We start from the raw sequence: 20,001 nt of genomic DNA on the forward strand, positions 1-20,001 counted from the left end.
ACACCTTAGGAGCGTTCGGGACAGGGCATCAATCAAGCAACCAGCTCAATCATTACGCCTGGAGTAACGATTGCGTGCTTAACGGCTGTGCGCGAGTTGCGGTCTGCAACATGCCTGAAACCCCCTGCCGAATTTACTGTAAGAACCGTCTCTAACGACCATTCGGGCCGGCCGAGACGACGATTTGTGCCTAGCCTTCGGACTTCCACCAGCCCAACAGGAGTCAGTGCCATGCCATACATAGTCAGGGAAGGCGATCTCACCACGCGCGGCGGACGGGTATTGAATACATCGTCCAGCGAAGTGATCGAACGGCGTCGGGTGGCCCGCATGGGTGATCCGGTCTGGTGCCCGGCGTGCAGCCGCGTGGGCTTCATCGCTCAGGGCAATCCGACCTATATCGACGAACGTGTGGCGGTCGCCACTCACGGCCAGACGGTGCAGTGCGGCTGCGAGCCGGGCAGCAATCGGCTCAGCGCGTCACAGACAAGTACCCAGGCCGACATGGACGCCGCCATCGACATCCCGCCAGATCTGGCCGAAACCGCCCGCCTGCACGCCGAAAGCCTGACTCGCACATTTCAGGACGGCAACGGCCCGCCACTTGGTCATACCGTGTGAGTAACCCGCCTGACACCTGTCCATCCGCAGAGCGCCGGGCGCTCTGCCTCGGCTCATCGTAACGAAAAGACAGAGCCTGGGGATCAGGCATGGGCATTGGTTTCCAGATGATGATGCAGGTCCACGAATTGCTGGGTCAGCTTGTGCCGTGGATCGAGATGGACCAGCGGCAGGTTGGCCTGATGGGATTCGCGCATTTTCACCGACGCGTTCAGGTAGACGGGCAACACCGGCAGCCCTTCTGCAATCAGTTCGTCGAGTATCTGCTGCGGCAGACTGGCTCGCGGCTGAAACTGATTGACGATGATGCCTTCCACTTCCAGGTCTTCGTTGTGGTCCTCTTTAAGCTCTTCTATTTCCCGCAACAGCCCATACAGCGCCTGACGGGAGAAGCTGTCGCAGTCGAAGGGGATCAACACCCGATCAGCCGCGATCAATGCAGAAACCGCATAGAAGTTGAGCGCCGGAGGTGTATCCAGATAAATCCGCTCGTAGTCTTCACTCAGTTCATCCAGCAATTTTCGCAGCTTGTTGATCTTGTGCTTGGCCTCGAGCTTGGGCTGAAGGTCAGCCAGCTCGGCAGTGGCGGTCACCACATGGAGGTTATCAAACGGCGTTTCATAGATATCGACATGGTTCTTCTTGCCGAAGGGCGTCGAAGACAGGGTCTGCTTGAAGAACTCGGCGATCCCCATGGGGATGTCGTTGCCGGCAAGGCCGGTGAGGTATTGGGTCGAGTTCGCCTGAGCATCGAGGTCGATCAACAGGGTCCGGTAGCCTTCGTTAGCGCTGACTGCAGCCAGATTGCAGGCAATGCTCGATTTGCCGACACCACCTTTCTGATTGAATACCACGCGACGCATGCTTTGAATTCCTTGAAAGATTAAGAAACGACGGGAACGACCGATAAAGACTTTGCAAGTGGTCGAGTCTAGGCAATGCATATGACAACGGCGAGCTTATCGCAAAAACAGCGCAGGTCGGCACTGCGTTTCAGCCTGTACAGCCAAGCGTCAGCTCTCCGTTTCGTTACTTGAAAACCCGCTTTTGTAAAGGCTTTATAAGTAACAAAGTTGCTAGTGATGATCCCCATCGGGATAATGCGCCCACTCTGTCAAATTACCGCACCCAGACTGATACCGTCCTGGTATCGAAGTAGCGAGAAACAGGCCCGCAGGGGCGGGAAGAGAAGTTTTGATCACGTTCAACATTGCACAATGGCGCGCCTGGGCACCTGGCCTGGCGAGCGCGGACGAGTGGGAGCAATGGAGCCGCAATCCCACGCTGTTGCAAGACAGCGACGACGCACCGGACGTGTCTTTTCTCCCCGCGATGCAACGCAGACGGCTGGGCCGCATGGCGCGCATGGCGTTTGCGGTCGGCTGGCCATTGAGCGAAGGCTACGAGCGCATGCCTCTGGTGTTCGTCTCGCGTCACGGTGAAACGCCCCGTACTTTTGACATTCTGCGCGATCTTGCCGCGAACGAGCCGGTATCGCCGACCCAATTCAGCCTCTCGGTACACAACGCCGTAATCGGCCTGTGGTCGATCCTGCGCGGTGAGACCAGTGAAATGACTGCGCTGGCGGCGGCAGGCGACGGCCTGGAATACGGCGCGTTCGAAGCGGCGGCGTTGCTGGCTGAAGGCGCTCCGGCGGTACTGCTGGTAGTGACCGAAGAGCAACCTCCGCAGGCCTACGCCAAGTGGATCGATGACGTGCCCTTCCCTTATGCGGTCGGCTTGTTGCTGACACGCGGCACCGAATGGCAACTGACCCTGAACACCGACACGCAAGGCGCGCAACGCACACAGTGGCCGCACGCCCTGAATCTGCTGCAAGCCCTGCACACCGAACAGTCCTCCTGCCTGCATCCGTGGAACGACCGATTATGGACCTGGCAACGCAGCCCTTGAACAAACGCCGCGACGCCTATTACTGGCGTCTGCTGGCGACCGGGTTCAGCTTTGCCCTGTTCGGGTTGAGCGGCCTGTGCCTGCGCCTGTTCGTCTTTCCATTGCTCGGTTGCCTGCCGGGCAGTGTCGCCAGTCATCAACGGCGTGCGCGACGCACCATCAGCCGCCTGTTCTGGCGCTTCATCCGAATCATGGCGCGGCTGGGGGTACTGACCTACGAAGTGCGAGGAGCCGAAAAACTCGGCCGCCCCGGCCAGATGATCATCGCCAACCACCCGTCACTGATCGATGTGGTGTTTCTGATCGGTCTGGTGCGCGACGCCAATTGCGTGGTCAAGCGCAGCCTGTGGGAGAACCCGTTCACCCGTGGACCGGTGCGTTCCACGGGTTACATCAGCAACGACGGCAGCATGGACATGCTCGATGCGGCGGTCGAACGCCTGCAGACCGGCCAGACGCTGATCATTTTTCCCGAGGGCACACGCACCCGGCCCGGCCAGCCACCGGCCTTTCATCGGGGAGCGGCCGCCATTGCCTTGCGCGGAGCGCGCATGATCACCCCGGTGACCATCACCGTCAGCCCGACCACCCTGACCAAAGCCGAGCCCTGGTACCGCATCCCGCTGCGCCGCGTGCATTTCACCCTGCATGTCGGTGCCGATATCGACCCGACCGTGTTCAGTGCGCTGGGCCCGCCACCTCTGGCGTCCCGCAAGCTCAACGATTACCTGCATGACTACTTCATCAAGGAGCTCGCCATAGATGAGCGATCTACACCTGGACATTAAATTGCTGATCATCGATGCCCTTGGCCTCGAAGACATCACCCCGCAAGACATCGGCAATGACCAGACGCTCTTCGGCGAAGGCCTTGGACTGGATTCGGTCGACGCACTGGAACTGGGCCTGGCCATCCAGAAGCGCTACGGCATCAAGATCGATGCCGACGCCAAGGACACCCGTAACCACTTCGCCAGCGTTGACAGCCTTGTGGCGTTTGTCAGCGCCAGACAGCCGGTCTGAGGATTGAACATGCAAACCCGTGAAGACATCTTCGAAACGCTGCGTTCGGCCATGGTCGAGTTGTTCGAACTGGAGCCGGAACGAGTGGTTCCAGAGGCCAATCTCTATCAAGACCTTGAAATCGATAGCATCGACGCCGTGGACCTGATTGATCACATCAAGCGCAATACCGGCAAGAAAATCGCTGCGGAAGAATTCAAGTCCGTCAGAACCGTCAACGATGTGGTCGAGGCCGTCTACCGACTGGTCAACGCGGCCGAATGAAACGGCTGGTAGGCCTGATCCTGCTGCTGGCCGGCGTGCTTTATCCATTTGCCGTCTATTGGGGCATCGAGCATTTCGCGCCTTGGCAATTTGCCTTGCTGCTGGGAAGCCTGTGGCTGGCGCGGATCCTGACCGGCGAACGCCAGCCTGGCAGTCTGGCCATGGCGGTGGTCGCGCTGGCGTTTTGCGTGGTGTTGGGAGTGCTCGACAGCCACGCGATGCTGCGTTGGTACCCCGTACTGGTCAGTGGATTCATGCTGGGACTGTTCGGCTCGAGCCTGATTTACGGTCCGCCGATCGTCGAGCGCATGGCGCGCATCAATCGGCCTGAACTGCCTGAGTCCGGCATCCGCTACACCCGGCGAGTCACCCAGATCTGGTGCGTGTTCTTCCTGAGCAACGGGCTGGTGGCCACGGCCCTAACGTTGTGGGCCCCGCTGTCGTGGTGGACGCTCTACACCGGCCTGATTTCCTATGGACTGATGGGCCTGCTCTTCGCAGGCGAACTGATCGTCCGCCTGCGCGTGCGGGGCGGCACATGAAATGGATTGCATGAACTGGTTAAACCTGGAAAACCTGCTGCTCGACGCTGATGCGGATCGACGACTGACCACGGCTCCCGAACTGAACCATGCCCGATGGCGTGAACAGGCGCTGAGCGTGGCAGCCGGCCTGCAAGCGCGTGGCACCCGACAAATCGCCGTACACCTTGAAGACGCTGCCGAGCTGGCCGTCGCCCTGTTCGGTGCCTGGCGCGCTGACGTGCGTGTATTGCTGCCCGCCGACCTGCAAGGGCAGACACGCCAGCGCTGGGCCGACCACGTCGATCTGTGGCTGACGGACCTGCCAGGTGATACGTCGCTCGACGAACTGCACGCCTTGCCGCTGACGCCGAGCGCACTGGATCTGGACGAATGTCGCCTGAGCCTGTGCACCTCGGGCTCCAGTGGTGAGCCGAAACTGATCGAAAAACGCCTGCGCCATCTGGCCAGCGAAGTTACCGCGCTGGAACAGCTGTGGGGCGCAGACCTGGGCCCGGCGTGCATGATCGGCAGCGTCGCCACCCAGCACATTTATGGCCTGCTGTTCCGCTTGCTATGGCCGTTATGCGCCGGGCGTTCGTTCGTGCGTCGCCAGTTGCCCTTTGCCGAAGACCTGCAGCGCGCCAGCCGTGAACACCCGTCTTTCGCCTGGGTCGCCAGCCCGGCGCTGCTCAAGCGCATGGGCGACAATCTCGACTGGACCAGCCTGCGTCCGGTGCGTCGGGTGTTTTCCTCAGGAGGCGCGCTGCCAAACGATGCCGCACGCAGCCTGAACGACCGGCTGGGACAATGGCCGACTGAAATCTTCGGCAGCTCGGAAACCGGCGGAATTGCCTGGCGTCAGGGCGAACACCGCTGGCAGCCCTTCGATGGTGTAGAACTGACGCTGGGCGATGACGGTGCGCTGTGCGTCGGCTCGCCCTACCTGCCAACCGGCCATGTCGAGCACACCGCCGACGCTGCGCGCCTCGATCACGATGGACACTTCGAGTTGCTGGGCAGGCTGGACCGCATCGTCAAGCTCGAGGAGAAACGCATTTCGCTGCCGCTTATCGAGCAGGCGCTCATGGCCCACCCTTGGGTCCGGGAAGCCCGATTGGGCGTGGTTCGGGAGAATCGTGCCTCACTCGGCGCGCTGCTGGTGCTGACTGACAGCGGCCTGATTGCACTTCGCACACAAGGACGACGTGCGTTGACCGAGGCGCTGCGCCAACACCTGCGCCCCCACTGCGAGACGCTTGCGCTGCCTCGCCGCTGGCGGCTGCTGCGACAGCTGCCGCTCAATGCGCAGGACAAGCTGCCGCAGGCCGATGTCGAGGCGCGGCTGCTGACCGAGCGCCCGAAACTGCCGGAGTTGCTCGATCAGCAGACTATCGATGATCAGGTGCAACTGACCTTGATGGTGCCGCCTGATCTGGCGTATTTCAGCGGACATTTCCCCACAGCCCCCGTGTTGCCGGGCGTGGTGCAGGTGGATTGGGCGATGAAACTGGGCCAGCGTTTGCTGGACCTGCCGCCGCGATTCGCGGGCATGGAAGTGCTTAAGTTTCAGCAACTGGTGCGTCCTGGCGACCGCCTCAGGCTGACACTGCGTTTCGACGCGCAACGCGGCAAGCTGCATTTCGCCTTTCACAACAGCGACGACGCGCCCTGCTCCAGCGGCCGGATCGTGCTGGAGGCAAGACATGCATAACCCTTGCGCGATCATTCCGGTGTTCGATCACGAGCTGGCGGTGCCCCATGTGGTCAAAGCCCTGCGCGAGGCCGGACTGCCCTGCGTACTGGTGGACGACGCCAGCAGTCCCGGTTGTGCAGCGGTGTTGCGGCAACTGGCGCAGGCCGAACAGGTTTATCTGGTGCATCTGCCGGTCAATCAGGGCAAGGGCGGCGCGGTGATGAGCGGTTTCCGCGAGGCGGCACGACTGGGCTTCAGCCATGCCCTGCAGGTCGACGCCGATGGACAGCATGATCTGAGCGACATCCCGGCCTTTATCGAGCAGTCGCGTCGGCATCCCGAGGCGCTGATCTGCGGTTACCCGCAATACGACGAGAGCGTTCCGAAAGGCCGTCTGTATGCGCGTTACCTGACCCACGTCTGGGTCTGGATCAACACCCTGTCATTGCAGATTCGCGATTCGATGTGCGGCTTTCGGGTTTATCCGCTGGCACCGGTGCTGAAGTTGATGGACAGCGCGCGGATCGGCAAGCGCATGGATTTCGATTCGGAAATCCTCGTGCGCCTGTCCTGGCGCAGGCAGGCCATACGCTGGCTGCCGACCCGCGTTCATTACCCGCAGGACGGCCTGTCGCACTTTCGCCTGTTTCACGACAATGCCTTGATCTCGGCAATGCACACCCGACTGTTCTTCGGCATGCTGGTCCGCCTGCCGGTCATCCTCTGGCGACGGTGGCGGGCATGAGCGCGAAACGACCGAGCGGGCAGCATTGGGCCAATCAAGAAGAGCGCGGCAGTTTCCTGCTCATGAAACTCACCGCGTGGGGCGTCAGGCTGCTGGGGCGACGCCTGTTGACGCCTGTACTGTACGGCATCGTGCTGTATTTCTTCCTGTTCGGTCGCCGCGCCCGCCACAGCATCCACGAGTATCAGCAGCATCTGGCGCAGTGGAGTGACCGGCCTGAACTGCGTCCGACCACACGGCGCGTGTTCGGTCAGTTCATGGCCTTCGCCGATGCGTTACTCGACAAGCTCGACGTGTGGAACGGCAGGCTGGGCATCGATCAGATCGAGATCATCGACAAGGCGCTGCTGCGGCAGAACCTGCGCGGCAGCCGCGGCCAGTTACTGGTCGGTGCGCACCTGGGCAACCTTGAAGTATGTCGCGCGCTGGCCGAACTGGGCGAAAAGGTCACCATGAACGTGCTGGTGCACACCAAGCACGCCGAACGTTTCAATCGTCTGCTGGGCGAAGCCGGTGCCACCCATCTGCGCCTGATCCAGGTCAGCGAACTGGACCCGGCGATCATGCTGCAACTGAGCCAGCGCATCGACGAAGGCGAATGGCTGGCCATCGCCGGGGATCGTGTCGCGCTGCATGGCGGGCGCAACGTGCGGGTCGATTTTCTCGGCCAGCCTGCGGCGTTCCCGCAAGGGCCGTGGCTGCTCGGCGGGCTGCTCAAGTGCCCGGTCAATCTGTTTTTCTGCCTCAAGGGTCCGCAAGGCTATCGCGTGATTCTCGAACCGTTCGCCGACGCCATCGAATGGCGGCGCAGCGACCGTGCGCAAGTCATCGAGCATTGGGCCGGGCTTTACGCTCAACGTCTGGGCCACTACTGCCTGGAAGCGCCACAGCAGTGGTTCAATTTCTACCCATTCTGGAAATCCGATGACTCATCAAGCTGCTGACACGATCACCTTCGGCGAACGGGCGTTGCGCATCGAAGACGTGCTGGCTCTGGCCAATCGCCAGGCACCTACGGTCTTGCAGGACGACGAAGCGTTCCGTGAGCGGATCGCCAAGGGCGCACGCTTTCTGGATTCTCTACTGGACAAGGAAGGCGTGATCTATGGCGTAACCACCGGTTATGGCGATTCCTGTGTGGTCGCGGTGCCGCTGGAACATGTCGAGGCGCTGCCGCGCCATCTGTACACCTTTCATGGCTGCGGGCTGGGCAAGCTGCTGGATGCACAGGCGACCCGCGCCGTGCTCGCTGCGCGTTTGCAGTCGCTGTGTCAGGGCGTTTCCGGGGTCCGCATCGAACTGCTCGAGCGCCTGCAAGCGTTCATCGATCAGGACATCCTGCCGCTGATTCCGGAAGAAGGCTCGGTGGGTGCCAGCGGCGACCTGACGCCCCTGTCCTACGTCGCCGCGACGCTGTCGGGCGAACGCGAAGTCATGTTCCGTGGCGAGCGCCGTCAGGCCAGTGACGTGCATCGCGAACTGGACTGGACGCCTCTTGTGCTGCGGCCCAAGGAAGCGCTGGCGCTGATGAATGGCACTGCGGTGATGACCGGGCTGGCCTGCCTGGCCTTCTCGCGGGCTGACTACCTGCTGCAACTGGCGACGCGCATTACGGCCATGAACGTGGTTGCGCTGCAAGGCAACCCGGAGCATTTCGACGAGCGTCTGTTCGCTGCCAAACCCCATCCGGGCCAGACTCAGGTGGCGGCGTGGCTGCGTCAGGACCTGGCCATCCAAGCCCCGACCGCTGCACTGCACCGCCTGCAAGACCGCTATTCACTGCGATGCGCGCCGCATGTGCTGGGGGTGTTGGCCGACAGTCTGAACTGGCTGCGCTCGTTCATCGAGATCGAACTCAACAGCGCCAACGACAACCCGATCATCGACGCCGAAGCCGAACGCGTGCTGCATGGCGGACACTTCTATGGCGGGCACATCGCCTTTGCCATGGACAGCCTGAAAACGCTGGTCGCCAATGTCGCGGACCTGCTGGACCGGCAACTGGCACTGCTGGTCGACGAGCGCTATAACCACGGTCTGCCGAGCAACCTGTCGGGCGCCAGCGCCGAGCGGGCCATGCTCAACCATGGCTTCAAGGCCGTGCAGATCGGTGCCAGCGCCTGGACTGCCGAAGCATTGAAAAACACCCTGCCGGCCAGCGTGTTCTCGCGCTCCACCGAGTGCCACAACCAGGACAAGGTCAGCATGGGCACCATCGCGGCGCGGGATGCGATTCGGGTGCTGGAGCTGACCGAACAGGTCGCCGCCGCCACGCTGATCGCCGCCAATCAGGGGCTCTGGCTGCGCAGCAAGACCGCCGACGCCCGCCCGTTGCCGCCAGCGCTGGCATCGATGCATGAACAGTTGAGCCGAGACTTTGCCCCGGTCATCGAAGATCGGGCACGGGAGGCGGAATTGCGCCTGTGCCTGAAACACATCGCCAACCGCCACTGGAGGTTGCATGCGCAGTAAGGGCTTTCTGCACGTTGACAGCGAAGTCGTGGTGCCGTTTTTCGATGTCGACATGATGAACATCGTCTGGCACGGGCATTACATCAAATACCTGGAAGTGGCGCGCTGCGCGTTGCTCGATCACATCGGGCATAACTACATGCAGATGCTCGAATCCGGGTATGGTTGGCCGGTGATCGATGTCCAGCTGCGTTACGTGCGCAGCGCCGTGTTCGGCCAGAAGCTGAATGTGCGCGCCGATCTGGTGGAATGGGAGAACCGGCTGAAGATCAACTACCTGATCACCGACGCTGTCACCGGTGAGCGTATGACCCGCGCCAGCACGGTTCAGGTGGCGGTCGACAGCCAGACTCACGAGATGCAACTGGCCTCGCCCAGGGTCTTCATCGATGCCGTAGAGAGAGCCTTGCCATGAGCCGTCCGTTTCGAGCGTTATGCATGCTGGGTCTGCTGTGCCTGTCGTCACTGGCGCACGCCTTCGATCTGCAACAGCTAAGCGAGCAATTGGCCAGACCTGCCGTGGTACAGGGTCGCTTCATTCAGGAAAAACACCTGCGCGCCCTGCCGCAGCCCTTGCTCAGCAAAGGCCGCTTCGTGCTGGCAAAGGACGCCGGACTGCTCTGGCTGCTGGAAACGCCGCTGAAACAGGACTACCGCATCAACGCGGCCGGCATTGCCCGGCGTGAAACCGAAGGCGGCACCAGCGTCTGGAAACCGGTGCCCACCAAGAACGCCGGGGCCGAGCAGAATCGGCTGTTCCTTGCCGTCCTGCAAGGCGACAGCAGCGGTCTGCAACGCGATTTCGACCTGCAACTCAAGGGCGACGCCAACGCCTGGCACCTCACGCTGACGCCACGTTCGCTGTTGCTGCAACAGGTGTTCAAACAGATCAGCATCGATGGCGGCGAGCTGGTGCAGCGCATCGAGCTGCTGGAAACCCAAGGCGACAGCACCGTCCTGAAGATGATCGACAGCACCAGCGCGACCGCCCTGACCGATGCCCAGCGCAATGACTTCGCGAACTGAGCGCTTGTTGCCACGTCTGTTCCTGCTGATGCTGGCGGGCGTGCTGGCACTGGCGGGCTGGCAGTGGCATGAGCGCTCGCCGCTGTCGGCCAACCTTATGGAACTGGTGCCCGGCACTGCGGCGGATGCGCTGGTCACGAGTGCCGAACAACGGATTCAGGAGCCCCTCAACCGGGAAATGCTGGTGCTGGTGGGTCACGCCGACCGGCAGCAGGCCATACAGCTGGCGCGCACCCTGGCCGAGCAATGGCAGGCCAGCGGGCTGTTCGAAAAGGTTCAGTGGACGCTGCAAGCCGATCTGCCTGCGTTACGCCAGCAACTGCTGCAGGGGCGGATCGCGATGCTCCCGGCAGCGGACCGTGCGCAACTGAGCGACGACCCACAGGGCTTCATCGATCAGCGTGTGCAAACCCTGTTCGACCCGTTCGCCGGTTTCAGTCTGGTGCCGGGGCAGGACGACTGGCTGGGTTTGACGGGACGCATTCAGAACGGCCTGCCCAGGCAAGGCTCGGTCGAACCGGATCTGGCCAGCGGCGCGCTGATCGCCGACGCCGACGGCAAGAGCTGGGTGCTGCTGCGCTCGCGCACCGGCAACGATGCTTTCGACATGCACCTGCCTGGTCAGGTCGCCAACCTGCTCGCCCTGGCCCGCCAACAGGCCGACCAGGCCGGTGGGCAGTTGCTGGCCGCCAGCGGACTGCTGTACGCGGCCGACGGTCAGAAACAGGCCAGCCGGGAAATCACCTGGGTCGGTGGCGGCGCGACGGTCGGCATTCTGTTGCTGCTGTTACTGGCGTTTCGACGCTGGAGCGTGCTGCTGGCGTTCGTGCCGGTGCTGGTCGGCATGCTGTTCGGCGCCGTGGCCTGCGTGGCGGTGTTTGGCAGCATGCATGTGATGACGCTGGTGCTGGGCTCCAGCCTGATCGGCGTGGCCGTCGATTACCCACTGCATTACCTGTCCAAGAGCTGGAGCCTCAAGCCCTGGCGCAGTTGGCCCGCCCTGCGTTTGACTTTGCCCGGCCTGAGCCTGAGCCTGATCACCAGTTGCATCGGCTACCTGGCGCTGGCCTGGACACCGTTCCCGGCCCTGACCCAGATTGCCGTGTTCTCGGCCGCCGGGCTGGTCGGCGCGTACTTGACTGCGGTGTGCCTGTTGCCCGCTCTGCTGGCCAGGGTCGAGATTCAGCCCGCGCAATGGCCGCTCAGGCTCGCGCAGCAAATGCTCGATTGCCGCGCCGCGCTGCTGCAACGCGTCAGCACGCCGATTCTACTGGTGCTGTTGCTAGCGTTCTGCGGCGGCGGCCTGTGGCATCTGACCACCAAAAACGACATTCGCCAGTGGGTGGCGGCCCCTCAGTCGCTGACCGACGAGGCGCAGGCCATCGCACGAATCACCGGCTATCAGCCCACCAGCCAGTTCTTCCTGGTGCGCGGCAAGGACCAGCAGCAGTTGCTGGACCGGCAGTCGGCGCTGACGCAGCGTCTGGATCAGCTGGTCAGCATGGACAAGCTGCAGGGCTATATGGCGATCAATCAATTGGTGGATTCCCCCGCCGAGCAACAGGCGACCCGCGCCTCCCTGGCCAGACTCAGCCAGCACTGGCAGCCGCTGGTGCAGCTCGGGGTTCCGGCCAGCGCGTTGCAGGCAGAACTGGCCCGCCTGCAGGCGTTGCCGACCCAAGACATCGACCAGGCGCTGCAAGGTCCGCTCGCCGAACCCTGGCGCACGTTGTGGCTGGGGCAAAGCGAAGACGGCGTGGCCAGCATGGTGAGCCTGCGCGGGCTGAACAGCACGGCGTTGTTGCGTGTGCAGGCCACCGGGCTGGACGGCGTGCAACTGGTGGATCGGCTGGGCGACCTCAACGGTGTGTTTGCCAGGACACAGGTGAGCGCGGCCGAACTGAAACTGCTTTCGTGCGTATTGATCGTGCTCTTGCTGGTCATCCCGTTCGGCATCGGCGGTGCCCTGCGCATCGTCGCCCTGCCGCTGCTGGCCGCACTGTGCAGCCTTGCGAGTCTGGGCTGGCTCGGTCAGCCGCTGACGCTGTTCAGCCTGTTCGGCCTGCTGCTGGTCACTGCGATCAGCGTCGATTACGCCATCCTGATGCGCGAACAAATCGGCGGTGCCGCCGTCAGCCTGCTCGGTACGTTACTGGCAGCGGTCACCACCTGGCTGTCGTTCGGGCTGCTGGCGATTTCCGGCACCCCGGCCATCAGCAATTTCGGACTGTCGGTCAGCCTCGGGCTGGCATTCAGCTTCATGCTCGCGCCGTGGGCCAGCCCGCGTCATGCCGCGCATCGACCCGCCAACCCGACGGAGCCGCACGCATGATGGTTCTGGCCTTCTGGATCATGGCGCTGGCTCTGTTCGCGCTGGCGACGTGGGTCGGCCAGCGGCTGGGCCTGATCCCGATTGTCAGCCAGTTGCTGCTGGCCACCTTCGGCCTGCCGTTGTTGATGCTGATGTGGATTGAACCTCACTGGCAACTGAGCGGGGCGCAACTGGTTTCGCCAGTCTGGCTCAAGAGCCTCTACGGACTGGCGTTTGCCGTGGTGCTGGGGCAGATACTCAGTGAAGTGATCGACGTGAAGCTCGACCGGCAAAGCCTGAAGATCGCCCTTCCAGGTTTTTTCGTGCCGTTTCTGGCCGGATTGGCCTGCGCGTTTTGGCTGTTGCCCGAGCAGGCCTGGATCAGTTCACTGGCGATTGGTCTGGTGTTCGCGATCACGGCCATTCCGGTCCTTTACCTGTACCTGCACCACATCGATTACCCGCCAGTTGCTACGCGCCGTCTGGTGCAGACCGCCATTCTCATCGACCTGACCTGCTGGAGCCTGTTCGCGCTCGCTCAGGGCACACTGCATTTCAGCAGCCTGCTGTGGCCCTTGCTCGGTGCCTGCGTGCCGTTGCTGTTTCACGTGCTGCGCCTGCGCCAGCCGCTGCTTTACAGCCTGACGTTCTTCGTCCTGCTGATGGTGGCCGAACACTACCGGCTCAATGCGTTGGTGTTCGGCATTGGCTATCTGCTGTGCATGTCGCGGCTGGGTAAGGCCTGGGTGCCGCCGCTGGGCGCGACCACATTGCGTTTTATCCAGAACCGACTGGCGATCCCGCTGCTGCTGACCTTCGGCATCGTGCAGATCGACGTGCACAGCGCGCTGGGCGAAATGAGCTGGCTGCAACTGGGTGCGCTGATCGTGCTGCCCATCGTCAGCAAGTTGCTCGGCAGCTGGATCGGCTTGCGCTGGGCTGCGCCTTCGTTCGCCGGGGCCAGCCGCTGGCGTGAAAGCGTCCTGTTGAACATTCGCGGCCTGAGTGAAATCGTGTTTCTCAACCTGCTGTTGCAGCAACACCTGATCAGCCCGGCGCTGTACTTCGCCTTGATGCTGATGGGCCTGATTGCGACACTCATGCCGGCACTGACCCGAATGGGCCGCCTGCCGTTGCGCGAAGCCCCTTCAATCGACAAACCGAAAAGGAACACCTGTGCTCACCACTGACAAGGAAATTCGCCAGGTCGTCGTCATCGGTGCCGGTCCGGCCGGTTCGATTGCTGCCGCTTTGCTCAAACGCCAAGGCCACGATGTGTTGATCGTCGAGCGCCAGGTGTTCCCACGTTTTTCCATCGGCGAAAGCCTGCTTTGTCATTGCCTGGACTTCGTCGAAGAAGCCGGGATGCTCGAAGCGGTCCAGGCCGCCGGATTCCAGCAGAAAAACGGCGCGGCCTTTGCCCGTGGCGAGCAGTACAGCGATTTCGACTTCGGTGACACGTTCAGCAATGGCAAGCCGACCACGTTCCAGGTGCAGCGCGCCGAGTTCGACGCACTGCTGGCCGATCAGGCCGCGCTACAGGGCGTTGAGATCCGCTACCAGCAGGAAATCATCAGCGCCGACTTCGACGCTGAGCAGCCGGTTCTGCGCGTGAGGCGTGAAGACGGCAGCGAATACTGCGTGCAGGCCACCTTTGTGCTGGACGCCAGTGGCTACGGCCGGGTGCTGCCGCGCTTGCTGGATCTCGAAGCACCGTCCGGGTTTCCGGTCCGCAAGGCGGTGTTCACCCACATCGAAGATCACATTGAAAGCCCGCCTTTCGACCGCCACAAGATTCTGGTCAGCATCCACCCGCAGCACAGCGATGTGTGGTTCTGGACGATACCGTTCAGCAACGGCCGCTGCTCGCTGGGTGTCGTGGCATCGGCCGAGCGTTTCGCCGGCAAGCCCGACGACCTGGACGCCTGCCTGCGCGCATTCGTCGATGAAACCCCGCAACTGAATTCGCTGCTGAAGAACGTCGTCTGGGACACCCCGGCGCGCACCATAGGCGGCTATTCGGCCAATGTGAAAACGCTGCACGGCAAGGGCTTCGCGCTGCTGGGCAACGCGGCAGAGTTTCTCGATCCGGTGTTTTCCTCAGGCGTGACCATCGCCATGCGCTCGGCCAGCATGGCTGCGGGCGTACTGAATCGGCAGTTGCGAGGCGAGGACGTGGACTGGGAAGCCGATTTCGCCCATCCGCTCAAACGCGGCGTCGATACTTTCCGCGCCTACGTCGAAGGCTGGTACGACGACACGTTCCAGAACGTCATTTTCTTCAAGGGCGGTACGCCCGATATACGCCGCATGATCAGCGCAATCCTTGCCGGATACGCTTGGGACGAGCGCAACCCGTTCGTCAGCGAGCCCAAGCGACGCCTGCGGATGCTCTCGGAAATCTGCACGAGCGGTGATTCATGAACGGTCCCTTCCTGAGCGACAGCTATGTTGAGGAAACCCGCTTCGGCCTATGGTTTCTGCGCAGCCAGACCTGGCAATACCGGGTACTGCGCGTCGCAATCGATGATTTGTGCAGCCTGTTCACCGATCCCCTGCCGACCGCGCCGGTATTGCTGGACGCGGGCTGCGGGCAGGGCAAGTCGTTCCGCCACCTGAGCAAGGTTTTCCGTCCGGCGAAGCTGCTCGGCGTCGATGCCGACCCGGACAGCCTGACCCGCAGCCGCGAAGAAGCGGTGGCACTGGGCATCGAGGTCGATCTGATCGGCAGCGATTGCGCAGCCCTGCAGTTGCCCGACGCGAGCGTCGACCTGCTGTTCTGCCACCAGACGTTCCATCATCTGGTCGAGCAGGAGCAGGCACTGGCCGAGTTCTATCGCGTACTGAAACCGGGCGGTTATCTGTTGTTCGCCGAGTCGACCGAGGCGTACATCGATACCTGGGTGATTCGCTGGCTGTTCCGTCATCCCATGCACGTTCAGAAAAGCGCGGCGCAGTATCTGGACATGATTCGCCGACAGGGATTTGAGTTCGACGCCCGCCATGTCTCCTACCCCTACCTGTGGTGGAGTCGTGCGACGGATTTCGGCCTGCTGGAGGCATTGAAGCTGCGCAAGCCCAAGCCGTTCGGACAACGCGAGGAAACCCTGATCAACGTGGTGGCGCGCAAGCCGCTGCGGAGTGAGGCGCCATGATTCGCGCCCTGTTGTTGTCCCTGTTGCTGCTCAGCGGGTGCGTCAGCCAGACACCTCTGCCGACCACCGCGCCCACGCTGCAATTGCCGATGCAGTTGCACATCGAACGGCGTCAGAACGATCAGCGCCAGGACTGGCTATTGATCATCCAGCGCGAAAACGCTGGCCTGCGCTGGTCGATGATGGACCCGCTGGGCATTCCGCAAGCCCGGCAATTGCTGATCGACGGCAAGTGGCAAGCCGACGGCCTGTTGCCGCCCAACCCGGAGGCTCGCGAGCTGTTCGCTGCGCTGATGTTCGCCATGACCCCGGATCTTGAACTGAACGACCGCTACCCCACGGCCTATCGTCAGGGCATGCAGCGGCGTCTGGAAAATCGCTGGCTGGTCGAATATCAATCCGCCAACGCCTTCACCGTCCGCCTCAAGGAAGGTTTGAGCTATAAAGTCACCCCGTTGAACAGCGAGACCGCACCATGACCGCCCACCTCAACGCGCTGGGCCTGATCTGCGCCCTGGGCAACGGCCAGGAAGAAGTGTCGCGCAGGCTGTTCGCCGCCGACAGCAGCGGTATGGTCATGGAGTCCGGCTGGGTCCCGGAGCGCGCCTTGCCGGTGGGTGCAGTCAAGGATGCATTGCCGCCGATTCCTGCGTCGATGGCACCGCACCGCAGCCGTAACAATCAGCTGCTACTGGCCGCTGCCCTGCAGATCGACGACGACATTCGTCAGGCCATTGATCGCTACGGCCCTGCGCGCATCGGAGTGATCATCGGCACTAGCACGTCAGGCATCGATGAAGCCAGCCATTGCATGGTCGGCTGGCTGCGCGACCGGACCTTTCCCGAGCATTACGACTATCAGCAGCAGGAACTGGGCGCACCGGCGAGTTTCCTGGCCAGTTGGCTGCAACTCACGGGCCCGGCCTACGTGATTTCCACGGCCTGCACTTCCAGCGCAAGGGCCCTGCTCAGCGCACGACGCGCGCTGGACATGGGGCTGTGCGACGCGGTGCTGTGCGGTGGCGTGGACAGTCTGTGCAAGTTGACCCTCAACGGCTTCTCGGCCCTCGAAGCCATGTCGCCGCAGCTGTGCAATCCGTTATCCAGCAACCGCAACGGCATCAACATCGGTGAAGCTGCGGTGCTGTTCCTGATGACCCGCGAAGCCAGCGGCGAGCGTTCGATCGCGCTGCTGGGTGCCGGGGCCAGTTGCGACGCCCACCATATTTCAGCCCCAGAACCCACAGGCCGCGGCGCGCGCGATGCGATGCTGCAAGCGTTACGCAATGCCGGACTGACATCGGACCAGATCGGTTACCTGAACCTGCACGGCACGGCGACCCCGCACAACGACGCGATGGAAAGTCTGGCGGTGCAGACGGTATTCCCGGAAGGCGTGCCGTGCTCATCGACCAAACCGTTGAGTGGCCACACCCTGGGCGCGGCCGGTGCGCTGGAGGTCGCTTTCTGCTGGCTGAGCCTGGCGTCCGGCAACACGGAAAACGCCCTGCCGCCTCATGTATGGGACGGCGCGGCCGATCCCTTGCTGCCCGTGTTGCAACTGACCGGCGCAGGGTCACGCCTGACCTCGGCCGCTGCCCGCAACATGATGAGCAATTCCTTTGCCTTTGGAGGCAACAACATCAGCCTGATTATCGGAGAAGCACCATGATCGCCTGGCCGCTCGCCGAACTCATTCCTCACGCTGGCGACATGATCCTCATCGATCAGGTACTGGCTTTTGACGACGAACAGATCCAGACGCGCCTGACCGTGCGCGCCGACGGAATATTCAATGAACCTGACGGCAGCCTGCCCGCCTGGGTGGGCGTGGAGCTCATGGCCCAGAGCGTGGCGGCGTTCGCCGGTTGTCAGGCACGCAGCAAGGGCGAGCCGGTCAAGCTGGGCTTTCTGCTCGGCAGCCGCAAGTTCGACTGCGATGTTTCGCACTTTCCGGCAGGCAGCGAGCTGCATATCCATGCCGTACGCTCTCTGCAGGACGACAGTGGCATGGGCGTGTTCGAATGCCGCCTGACAGGCGTGAACATCAACGCCTTCGCTCGCCTCAACGTCTACTGCCCCCCGAACACTGCTGACTACATGGCTGAAGGAGCCCCGGCATGACTGATTCAATCCTGGTCACCGGCTCGAGCCGAGGCATTGGCCGCGCAATTGCCTTGCGTCTGGCCCGCGCCGGATATGACCTGATCCTGCATTGCCGCACCGGGCGCAGCGAAGCCGAAGCGGTACAGGCCGAGATCATTGCGCTGGGTCGTCAGGCGCGTGTGCTGCAATTCGACGTCTCGGACCGCGCGGCCTGCAAGGCCATTCTTGAGGAAGATGTGGAAAGCCACGGCGCCTATTACGGCGTGGTGCTCAATGCCGGCCTGACCCGTGACGGCGCCTTTCCGGCACTCAGCGATGACGACTGGGATCAGGTGCTGCGCACCAATCTGGACGGGTTCTATAACGTGCTGCACCCGCTGACGATGCCGATGATTCGCCGTCGCTCGGCAGGCCGTATCGTGTGCATCACGTCGGTGTCGGGCCTGATCGGCAATCGCGGTCAAGTCAATTACAGCGCATCCAAGGCGGGCCTGATCGGTGCGGCCAAGGCGTTGGCCATCGAACTGGGCAAACGCAAGATCACCGTCAACTGCGTCGCGCCGGGCCTGATCGACACAGCCATGCTCGACGAAAACGTGCCGGTGGATGAATTGATGAAGATGATCCCGGCGCAGCGTATGGGCACCCCCGAAGAAGTGGCAGGCGCGGTTAATTTTCTGATGTCGGCTGAAGCGTCTTACATCACGCGTCAGGTGCTGGCCGTCAACGGAGGACTGTGTTGATGAAACGCGTAGTGGTCACCGGGATGTCTGGCATTACGTCGATAGGCAGCGACTGGGCAAGCATCGAAGCGAACTTCACGGCCAATCGCAGCGGTATCCGCCGCATGGACGAGTGGAACCGCTTTACCGAGCTCAACACGCGGCTGGCCGGGCCTATCGATGACTTTGCCGTGCCCGGACACTGGACGCGCAAGCAGCTGCGCAGCATGGGGCGCGTGTCCCGGCTCGCAGTGGCCGCCTCGGAAAAGGCGCTGATTGACGCCGGGTTGCTGAACGATCCGATCATTCGCGACGGACGCATGGGTACCGCTTGCGGCTCGTCCACGGGCAGCACCGACGAGATCAAGGCATTCGGCAACATGTTGCTCAATTCGGTGGCGGTGGGTTTGAACGCCAACTCCTATGTGCGGATGATGCCGCACACTACCGCTGCCAACATCAGCATCTTCTTTGGCCTGACCGGACGCCTGATCCCGACGTCCAGCGCCTGCACCAGTGGCAGTCAGGGCATCGGCTACGCCTACGAGGCCATCAAGTTCGGCCGCCTGAAACTGATGCTCGCCGGTGGCGCGGAAGAACTGTGCCCCACTGAAGCAATGGTGTTCGACGCGCTGTACGCCACCAGCCTCAAAAACGACGCGCCTCACACGACGCCACGCCCTTACGACACCGGGCGCGATGGTCTGGTCATCGGCGAAGGCGGCGGCATGCTGGTGCTTGAAGAGCTGGAACATGCCCAGGCACGGGGCGCGCATATCTATGCCGAGATCGTCGGTTTCGGCAGTAACGCCGATGGCGCGCACAGCACCCGGCCAGAGCAGATCACCATGCGCCGCGCCATGCAGCTGGCGCTGGAAGACGCCAATCTGCCGCCCGAGGCGATCGGCTATGTGAACGGCCACGGCACTGCCACGGAGCAGGGCGACATCGCTGAAACGCTGGCGACCAGCAGCCTGTTCGGTTCACGTATGCCGCTCAGCTCGCAGAAAAGCTACCTGGGGCACACACTGGGTGCCTGCGGTGCACTGGAGTCTTGGTTCAGCATCGAAATGCTCAACAATGATCGATACATCCATACCCTGAACCTGGATGAGATTGATCCACAGTGTGGCGATCTTGACTACATCGTTGGCGAACCCCGGCGAATAAGCAACGAATATGTCATGAACAACAACTTTGCCTTTGGCGGCGTCAATACATCGCTGATCTTCAAGCGCTGGGGCTGATGTATTCGCGGACAAGTCCGCTCCCACGGGTGATCTGCACCCGAAAGCTGTTTACCCATCCGACTGCCTCGGGTCAGATCACAGAACCGAATAACACCCGAGACGGCAGCTCGTGGGAGCCGACTTGTCCGCGAAAAAGCCCTCCGCCTCAGTCAACGACCTCTTCGTGGACAAGTCC

The 20,001-nt window shown here is 62.4% G+C and carries 22 protein-coding genes; 21 read left to right on the top strand and 1 reads right to left on the bottom strand.

Annotated features, from left to right (window positions below; all coding sequences use genetic code 11):
* The first annotated feature begins 231 nt into the window (after positions 1–231).
* Positions 232–621 carry a PAAR domain-containing protein gene (locus tag BZK31_RS15735; protein WP_083183882.1) on the top strand — a complete coding sequence of 130 codons (390 nt, stop codon included), beginning with the start codon at positions 232–234 and terminating at the stop codon, positions 619–621.
* An 83-nt stretch (positions 622–704) separates the two neighbouring features.
* On the opposite strand, the gene BZK31_RS15740 is transcribed toward BZK31_RS15735, so the two are convergent.
* A complete protein-coding gene (locus BZK31_RS15740; protein ID WP_083183883.1) occupies positions 705–1,484 on the bottom strand; it encodes a ParA family protein in 780 nt (259 codons plus the stop codon).
* A 331-nt stretch (positions 1,485–1,815) separates the two neighbouring features.
* Here BZK31_RS15740 and BZK31_RS15745 point away from each other — a divergent pair, with 331 nt between their 5' ends.
* The 20 genes from BZK31_RS15745 to BZK31_RS15840 are packed head-to-tail and all read left to right on the top strand — an operon-like array spanning position 1,816 to position 19,823.
* Complete coding sequence (locus BZK31_RS15745; protein ID WP_083183884.1) at positions 1,816–2,535, top strand: beta-ketoacyl synthase chain length factor; 720 nt, start codon at positions 1,816–1,818, stop codon at positions 2,533–2,535.
* On the top strand, positions 2,511–3,323 hold the full coding sequence (locus BZK31_RS15750; protein WP_083183885.1) for a lysophospholipid acyltransferase family protein: 813 nt from the start codon (positions 2,511–2,513) through the stop codon (positions 3,321–3,323). The genes BZK31_RS15745 and BZK31_RS15750 overlap by 25 nt, the downstream gene beginning before the upstream one ends.
* Entirely contained in the window at positions 3,298–3,558 is a 261-nt protein-coding gene (locus tag BZK31_RS15755; protein WP_083183886.1) for a phosphopantetheine-binding protein, read from the top strand. The genes BZK31_RS15750 and BZK31_RS15755 overlap by 26 nt, the downstream gene beginning before the upstream one ends.
* Before the next feature lie 9 nt (positions 3,559–3,567).
* Positions 3,568–3,822, top strand: coding sequence for an acyl carrier protein (locus tag BZK31_RS15760; RefSeq protein WP_083183887.1), 255 nt, complete (start codon positions 3,568–3,570; stop codon positions 3,820–3,822).
* Positions 3,819–4,364 (top strand): COG4648 family protein, encoded by a 546-nt coding sequence (locus BZK31_RS15765; RefSeq protein ID WP_083183888.1) that lies wholly within the window; start codon positions 3,819–3,821, stop codon positions 4,362–4,364. The genes BZK31_RS15760 and BZK31_RS15765 overlap by 4 nt, the downstream gene beginning before the upstream one ends.
* A gap of 10 nt (positions 4,365–4,374) precedes the next feature.
* The gene (locus BZK31_RS15770) at positions 4,375–6,057 is read left to right on the top strand and encodes an acyl-CoA synthetase family protein (RefSeq protein WP_167377990.1); all 1,683 of its coding nucleotides are present in this window, start codon (positions 4,375–4,377) and stop codon (positions 6,055–6,057) included.
* The gene (locus BZK31_RS15775; RefSeq protein WP_083183890.1) at positions 6,050–6,784 is read left to right on the top strand and encodes a glycosyltransferase family 2 protein; all 735 of its coding nucleotides are present in this window, start codon (positions 6,050–6,052) and stop codon (positions 6,782–6,784) included. Before BZK31_RS15770 ends, BZK31_RS15775 begins: the two co-directional genes overlap by 8 nt.
* Positions 6,781–7,728 carry an LpxL/LpxP family acyltransferase gene (locus BZK31_RS15780; protein ID WP_083183891.1) on the top strand — a complete coding sequence of 316 codons (948 nt, stop codon included), beginning with the start codon at positions 6,781–6,783 and terminating at the stop codon, positions 7,726–7,728. The genes BZK31_RS15775 and BZK31_RS15780 overlap by 4 nt, the downstream gene beginning before the upstream one ends.
* Positions 7,709–9,256 (top strand): HAL/PAL/TAL family ammonia-lyase, encoded by a 1,548-nt coding sequence (locus tag BZK31_RS15785; RefSeq protein ID WP_083183892.1) that lies wholly within the window; start codon positions 7,709–7,711, stop codon positions 9,254–9,256. The genes BZK31_RS15780 and BZK31_RS15785 overlap by 20 nt, the downstream gene beginning before the upstream one ends.
* The gene (locus BZK31_RS15790; protein WP_083183893.1) at positions 9,246–9,671 is read left to right on the top strand and encodes an acyl-CoA thioesterase; all 426 of its coding nucleotides are present in this window, start codon (positions 9,246–9,248) and stop codon (positions 9,669–9,671) included. The genes BZK31_RS15785 and BZK31_RS15790 overlap by 11 nt, the downstream gene beginning before the upstream one ends.
* Positions 9,668–10,282 (top strand): outer membrane lipoprotein carrier protein LolA, encoded by a 615-nt coding sequence (locus tag BZK31_RS15795; RefSeq protein ID WP_083183894.1) that lies wholly within the window; start codon positions 9,668–9,670, stop codon positions 10,280–10,282. Before BZK31_RS15790 ends, BZK31_RS15795 begins: the two co-directional genes overlap by 4 nt.
* The gene (locus BZK31_RS15800; protein ID WP_167377992.1) at positions 10,266–12,614 is read left to right on the top strand and encodes an MMPL family transporter; all 2,349 of its coding nucleotides are present in this window, start codon (positions 10,266–10,268) and stop codon (positions 12,612–12,614) included. The genes BZK31_RS15795 and BZK31_RS15800 overlap by 17 nt, the downstream gene beginning before the upstream one ends.
* Entirely contained in the window at positions 12,611–13,783 is a 1,173-nt protein-coding gene (locus BZK31_RS15805; protein WP_083183896.1) for a cation:proton antiporter, read from the top strand. Before BZK31_RS15800 ends, BZK31_RS15805 begins: the two co-directional genes overlap by 4 nt.
* Positions 13,770–15,017, top strand: coding sequence for an NAD(P)/FAD-dependent oxidoreductase (locus BZK31_RS15810; protein ID WP_083183897.1), 1,248 nt, complete (start codon positions 13,770–13,772; stop codon positions 15,015–15,017). Before BZK31_RS15805 ends, BZK31_RS15810 begins: the two co-directional genes overlap by 14 nt.
* On the top strand, positions 15,014–15,748 hold the full coding sequence (locus BZK31_RS15815; protein ID WP_083183898.1) for a class I SAM-dependent methyltransferase: 735 nt from the start codon (positions 15,014–15,016) through the stop codon (positions 15,746–15,748). Before BZK31_RS15810 ends, BZK31_RS15815 begins: the two co-directional genes overlap by 4 nt.
* Positions 15,745–16,227, top strand: coding sequence for a hypothetical protein (locus BZK31_RS15820; RefSeq protein ID WP_083183899.1), 483 nt, complete (start codon positions 15,745–15,747; stop codon positions 16,225–16,227). The genes BZK31_RS15815 and BZK31_RS15820 overlap by 4 nt, the downstream gene beginning before the upstream one ends.
* The gene (locus BZK31_RS15825; RefSeq protein WP_083183900.1) at positions 16,224–17,420 is read left to right on the top strand and encodes a beta-ketoacyl-[acyl-carrier-protein] synthase family protein; all 1,197 of its coding nucleotides are present in this window, start codon (positions 16,224–16,226) and stop codon (positions 17,418–17,420) included. The genes BZK31_RS15820 and BZK31_RS15825 overlap by 4 nt, the downstream gene beginning before the upstream one ends.
* On the top strand, positions 17,417–17,872 hold the full coding sequence (locus BZK31_RS15830; RefSeq protein ID WP_083183901.1) for a hotdog family protein: 456 nt from the start codon (positions 17,417–17,419) through the stop codon (positions 17,870–17,872). Before BZK31_RS15825 ends, BZK31_RS15830 begins: the two co-directional genes overlap by 4 nt.
* Positions 17,869–18,597, top strand: a complete 729-nt coding sequence (gene fabG, locus BZK31_RS15835; RefSeq protein WP_083183902.1) for a 3-oxoacyl-ACP reductase FabG — start codon at positions 17,869–17,871, stop codon at positions 18,595–18,597. Before BZK31_RS15830 ends, fabG begins: the two co-directional genes overlap by 4 nt.
* Positions 18,597–19,823, top strand: coding sequence for a beta-ketoacyl-ACP synthase (locus BZK31_RS15840; RefSeq protein WP_083183903.1), 1,227 nt, complete (start codon positions 18,597–18,599; stop codon positions 19,821–19,823). The genes fabG and BZK31_RS15840 overlap by 1 nt, the downstream gene beginning before the upstream one ends.
* Positions 19,824–20,001: the final 178 nt, after the last annotated feature.

This window comes from Pseudomonas floridensis, from assembly GCF_002087235.1.
Taxonomy (GTDB): domain Bacteria; phylum Pseudomonadota; class Gammaproteobacteria; order Pseudomonadales; family Pseudomonadaceae; genus Aquipseudomonas; species Aquipseudomonas floridensis.

What these genes read in the sequence shown, in the direction of transcription:
- BZK31_RS15765 (WP_083183888.1), top strand. Translation starts at nt 3,819, where the DNA reads ATGAAACGGCTGGTAGGCCTGATCCTGCTGCTGGCCGGCGTGCTTTAT.
- BZK31_RS15840 (WP_083183903.1), top strand. Translation starts at nt 18,597, where the DNA reads ATGAAACGCGTAGTGGTCACCGGGATGTCTGGCATTACGTCGATAGGC.
- BZK31_RS15740 (WP_083183883.1), bottom strand. Translation starts at nt 1,484, where the DNA reads ATGCGTCGCGTGGTATTCAATCAGAAAGGTGGTGTCGGCAAATCGAGC.
- BZK31_RS15750 (WP_083183885.1), top strand. Translation starts at nt 2,511, where the DNA reads ATGGACCTGGCAACGCAGCCCTTGAACAAACGCCGCGACGCCTATTAC.
- BZK31_RS15830 (WP_083183901.1), top strand. Translation starts at nt 17,417, where the DNA reads ATGATCGCCTGGCCGCTCGCCGAACTCATTCCTCACGCTGGCGACATG.
- BZK31_RS15805 (WP_083183896.1), top strand. Translation starts at nt 12,611, where the DNA reads ATGATGGTTCTGGCCTTCTGGATCATGGCGCTGGCTCTGTTCGCGCTG.
- BZK31_RS15815 (WP_083183898.1), top strand. Translation starts at nt 15,014, where the DNA reads ATGAACGGTCCCTTCCTGAGCGACAGCTATGTTGAGGAAACCCGCTTC.
- fabG (WP_083183902.1), top strand. Translation starts at nt 17,869, where the DNA reads ATGACTGATTCAATCCTGGTCACCGGCTCGAGCCGAGGCATTGGCCGC.
- BZK31_RS15775 (WP_083183890.1), top strand. Translation starts at nt 6,050, where the DNA reads ATGCATAACCCTTGCGCGATCATTCCGGTGTTCGATCACGAGCTGGCG.
- BZK31_RS15780 (WP_083183891.1), top strand. Translation starts at nt 6,781, where the DNA reads ATGAGCGCGAAACGACCGAGCGGGCAGCATTGGGCCAATCAAGAAGAG.
- BZK31_RS15755 (WP_083183886.1), top strand. Translation starts at nt 3,298, where the DNA reads ATGAGCGATCTACACCTGGACATTAAATTGCTGATCATCGATGCCCTT.
- BZK31_RS15820 (WP_083183899.1), top strand. Translation starts at nt 15,745, where the DNA reads ATGATTCGCGCCCTGTTGTTGTCCCTGTTGCTGCTCAGCGGGTGCGTC.
- BZK31_RS15795 (WP_083183894.1), top strand. Translation starts at nt 9,668, where the DNA reads ATGAGCCGTCCGTTTCGAGCGTTATGCATGCTGGGTCTGCTGTGCCTG.
- BZK31_RS15770 (WP_167377990.1), top strand. Translation starts at nt 4,375, where the DNA reads ATGAACTGGTTAAACCTGGAAAACCTGCTGCTCGACGCTGATGCGGAT.
- BZK31_RS15785 (WP_083183892.1), top strand. Translation starts at nt 7,709, where the DNA reads ATGACTCATCAAGCTGCTGACACGATCACCTTCGGCGAACGGGCGTTG.
- BZK31_RS15790 (WP_083183893.1), top strand. Translation starts at nt 9,246, where the DNA reads ATGCGCAGTAAGGGCTTTCTGCACGTTGACAGCGAAGTCGTGGTGCCG.
- BZK31_RS15800 (WP_167377992.1), top strand. Translation starts at nt 10,266, where the DNA reads ATGACTTCGCGAACTGAGCGCTTGTTGCCACGTCTGTTCCTGCTGATG.
- BZK31_RS15735 (WP_083183882.1), top strand. Translation starts at nt 232, where the DNA reads ATGCCATACATAGTCAGGGAAGGCGATCTCACCACGCGCGGCGGACGG.
- BZK31_RS15825 (WP_083183900.1), top strand. Translation starts at nt 16,224, where the DNA reads ATGACCGCCCACCTCAACGCGCTGGGCCTGATCTGCGCCCTGGGCAAC.
- BZK31_RS15760 (WP_083183887.1), top strand. Translation starts at nt 3,568, where the DNA reads ATGCAAACCCGTGAAGACATCTTCGAAACGCTGCGTTCGGCCATGGTC.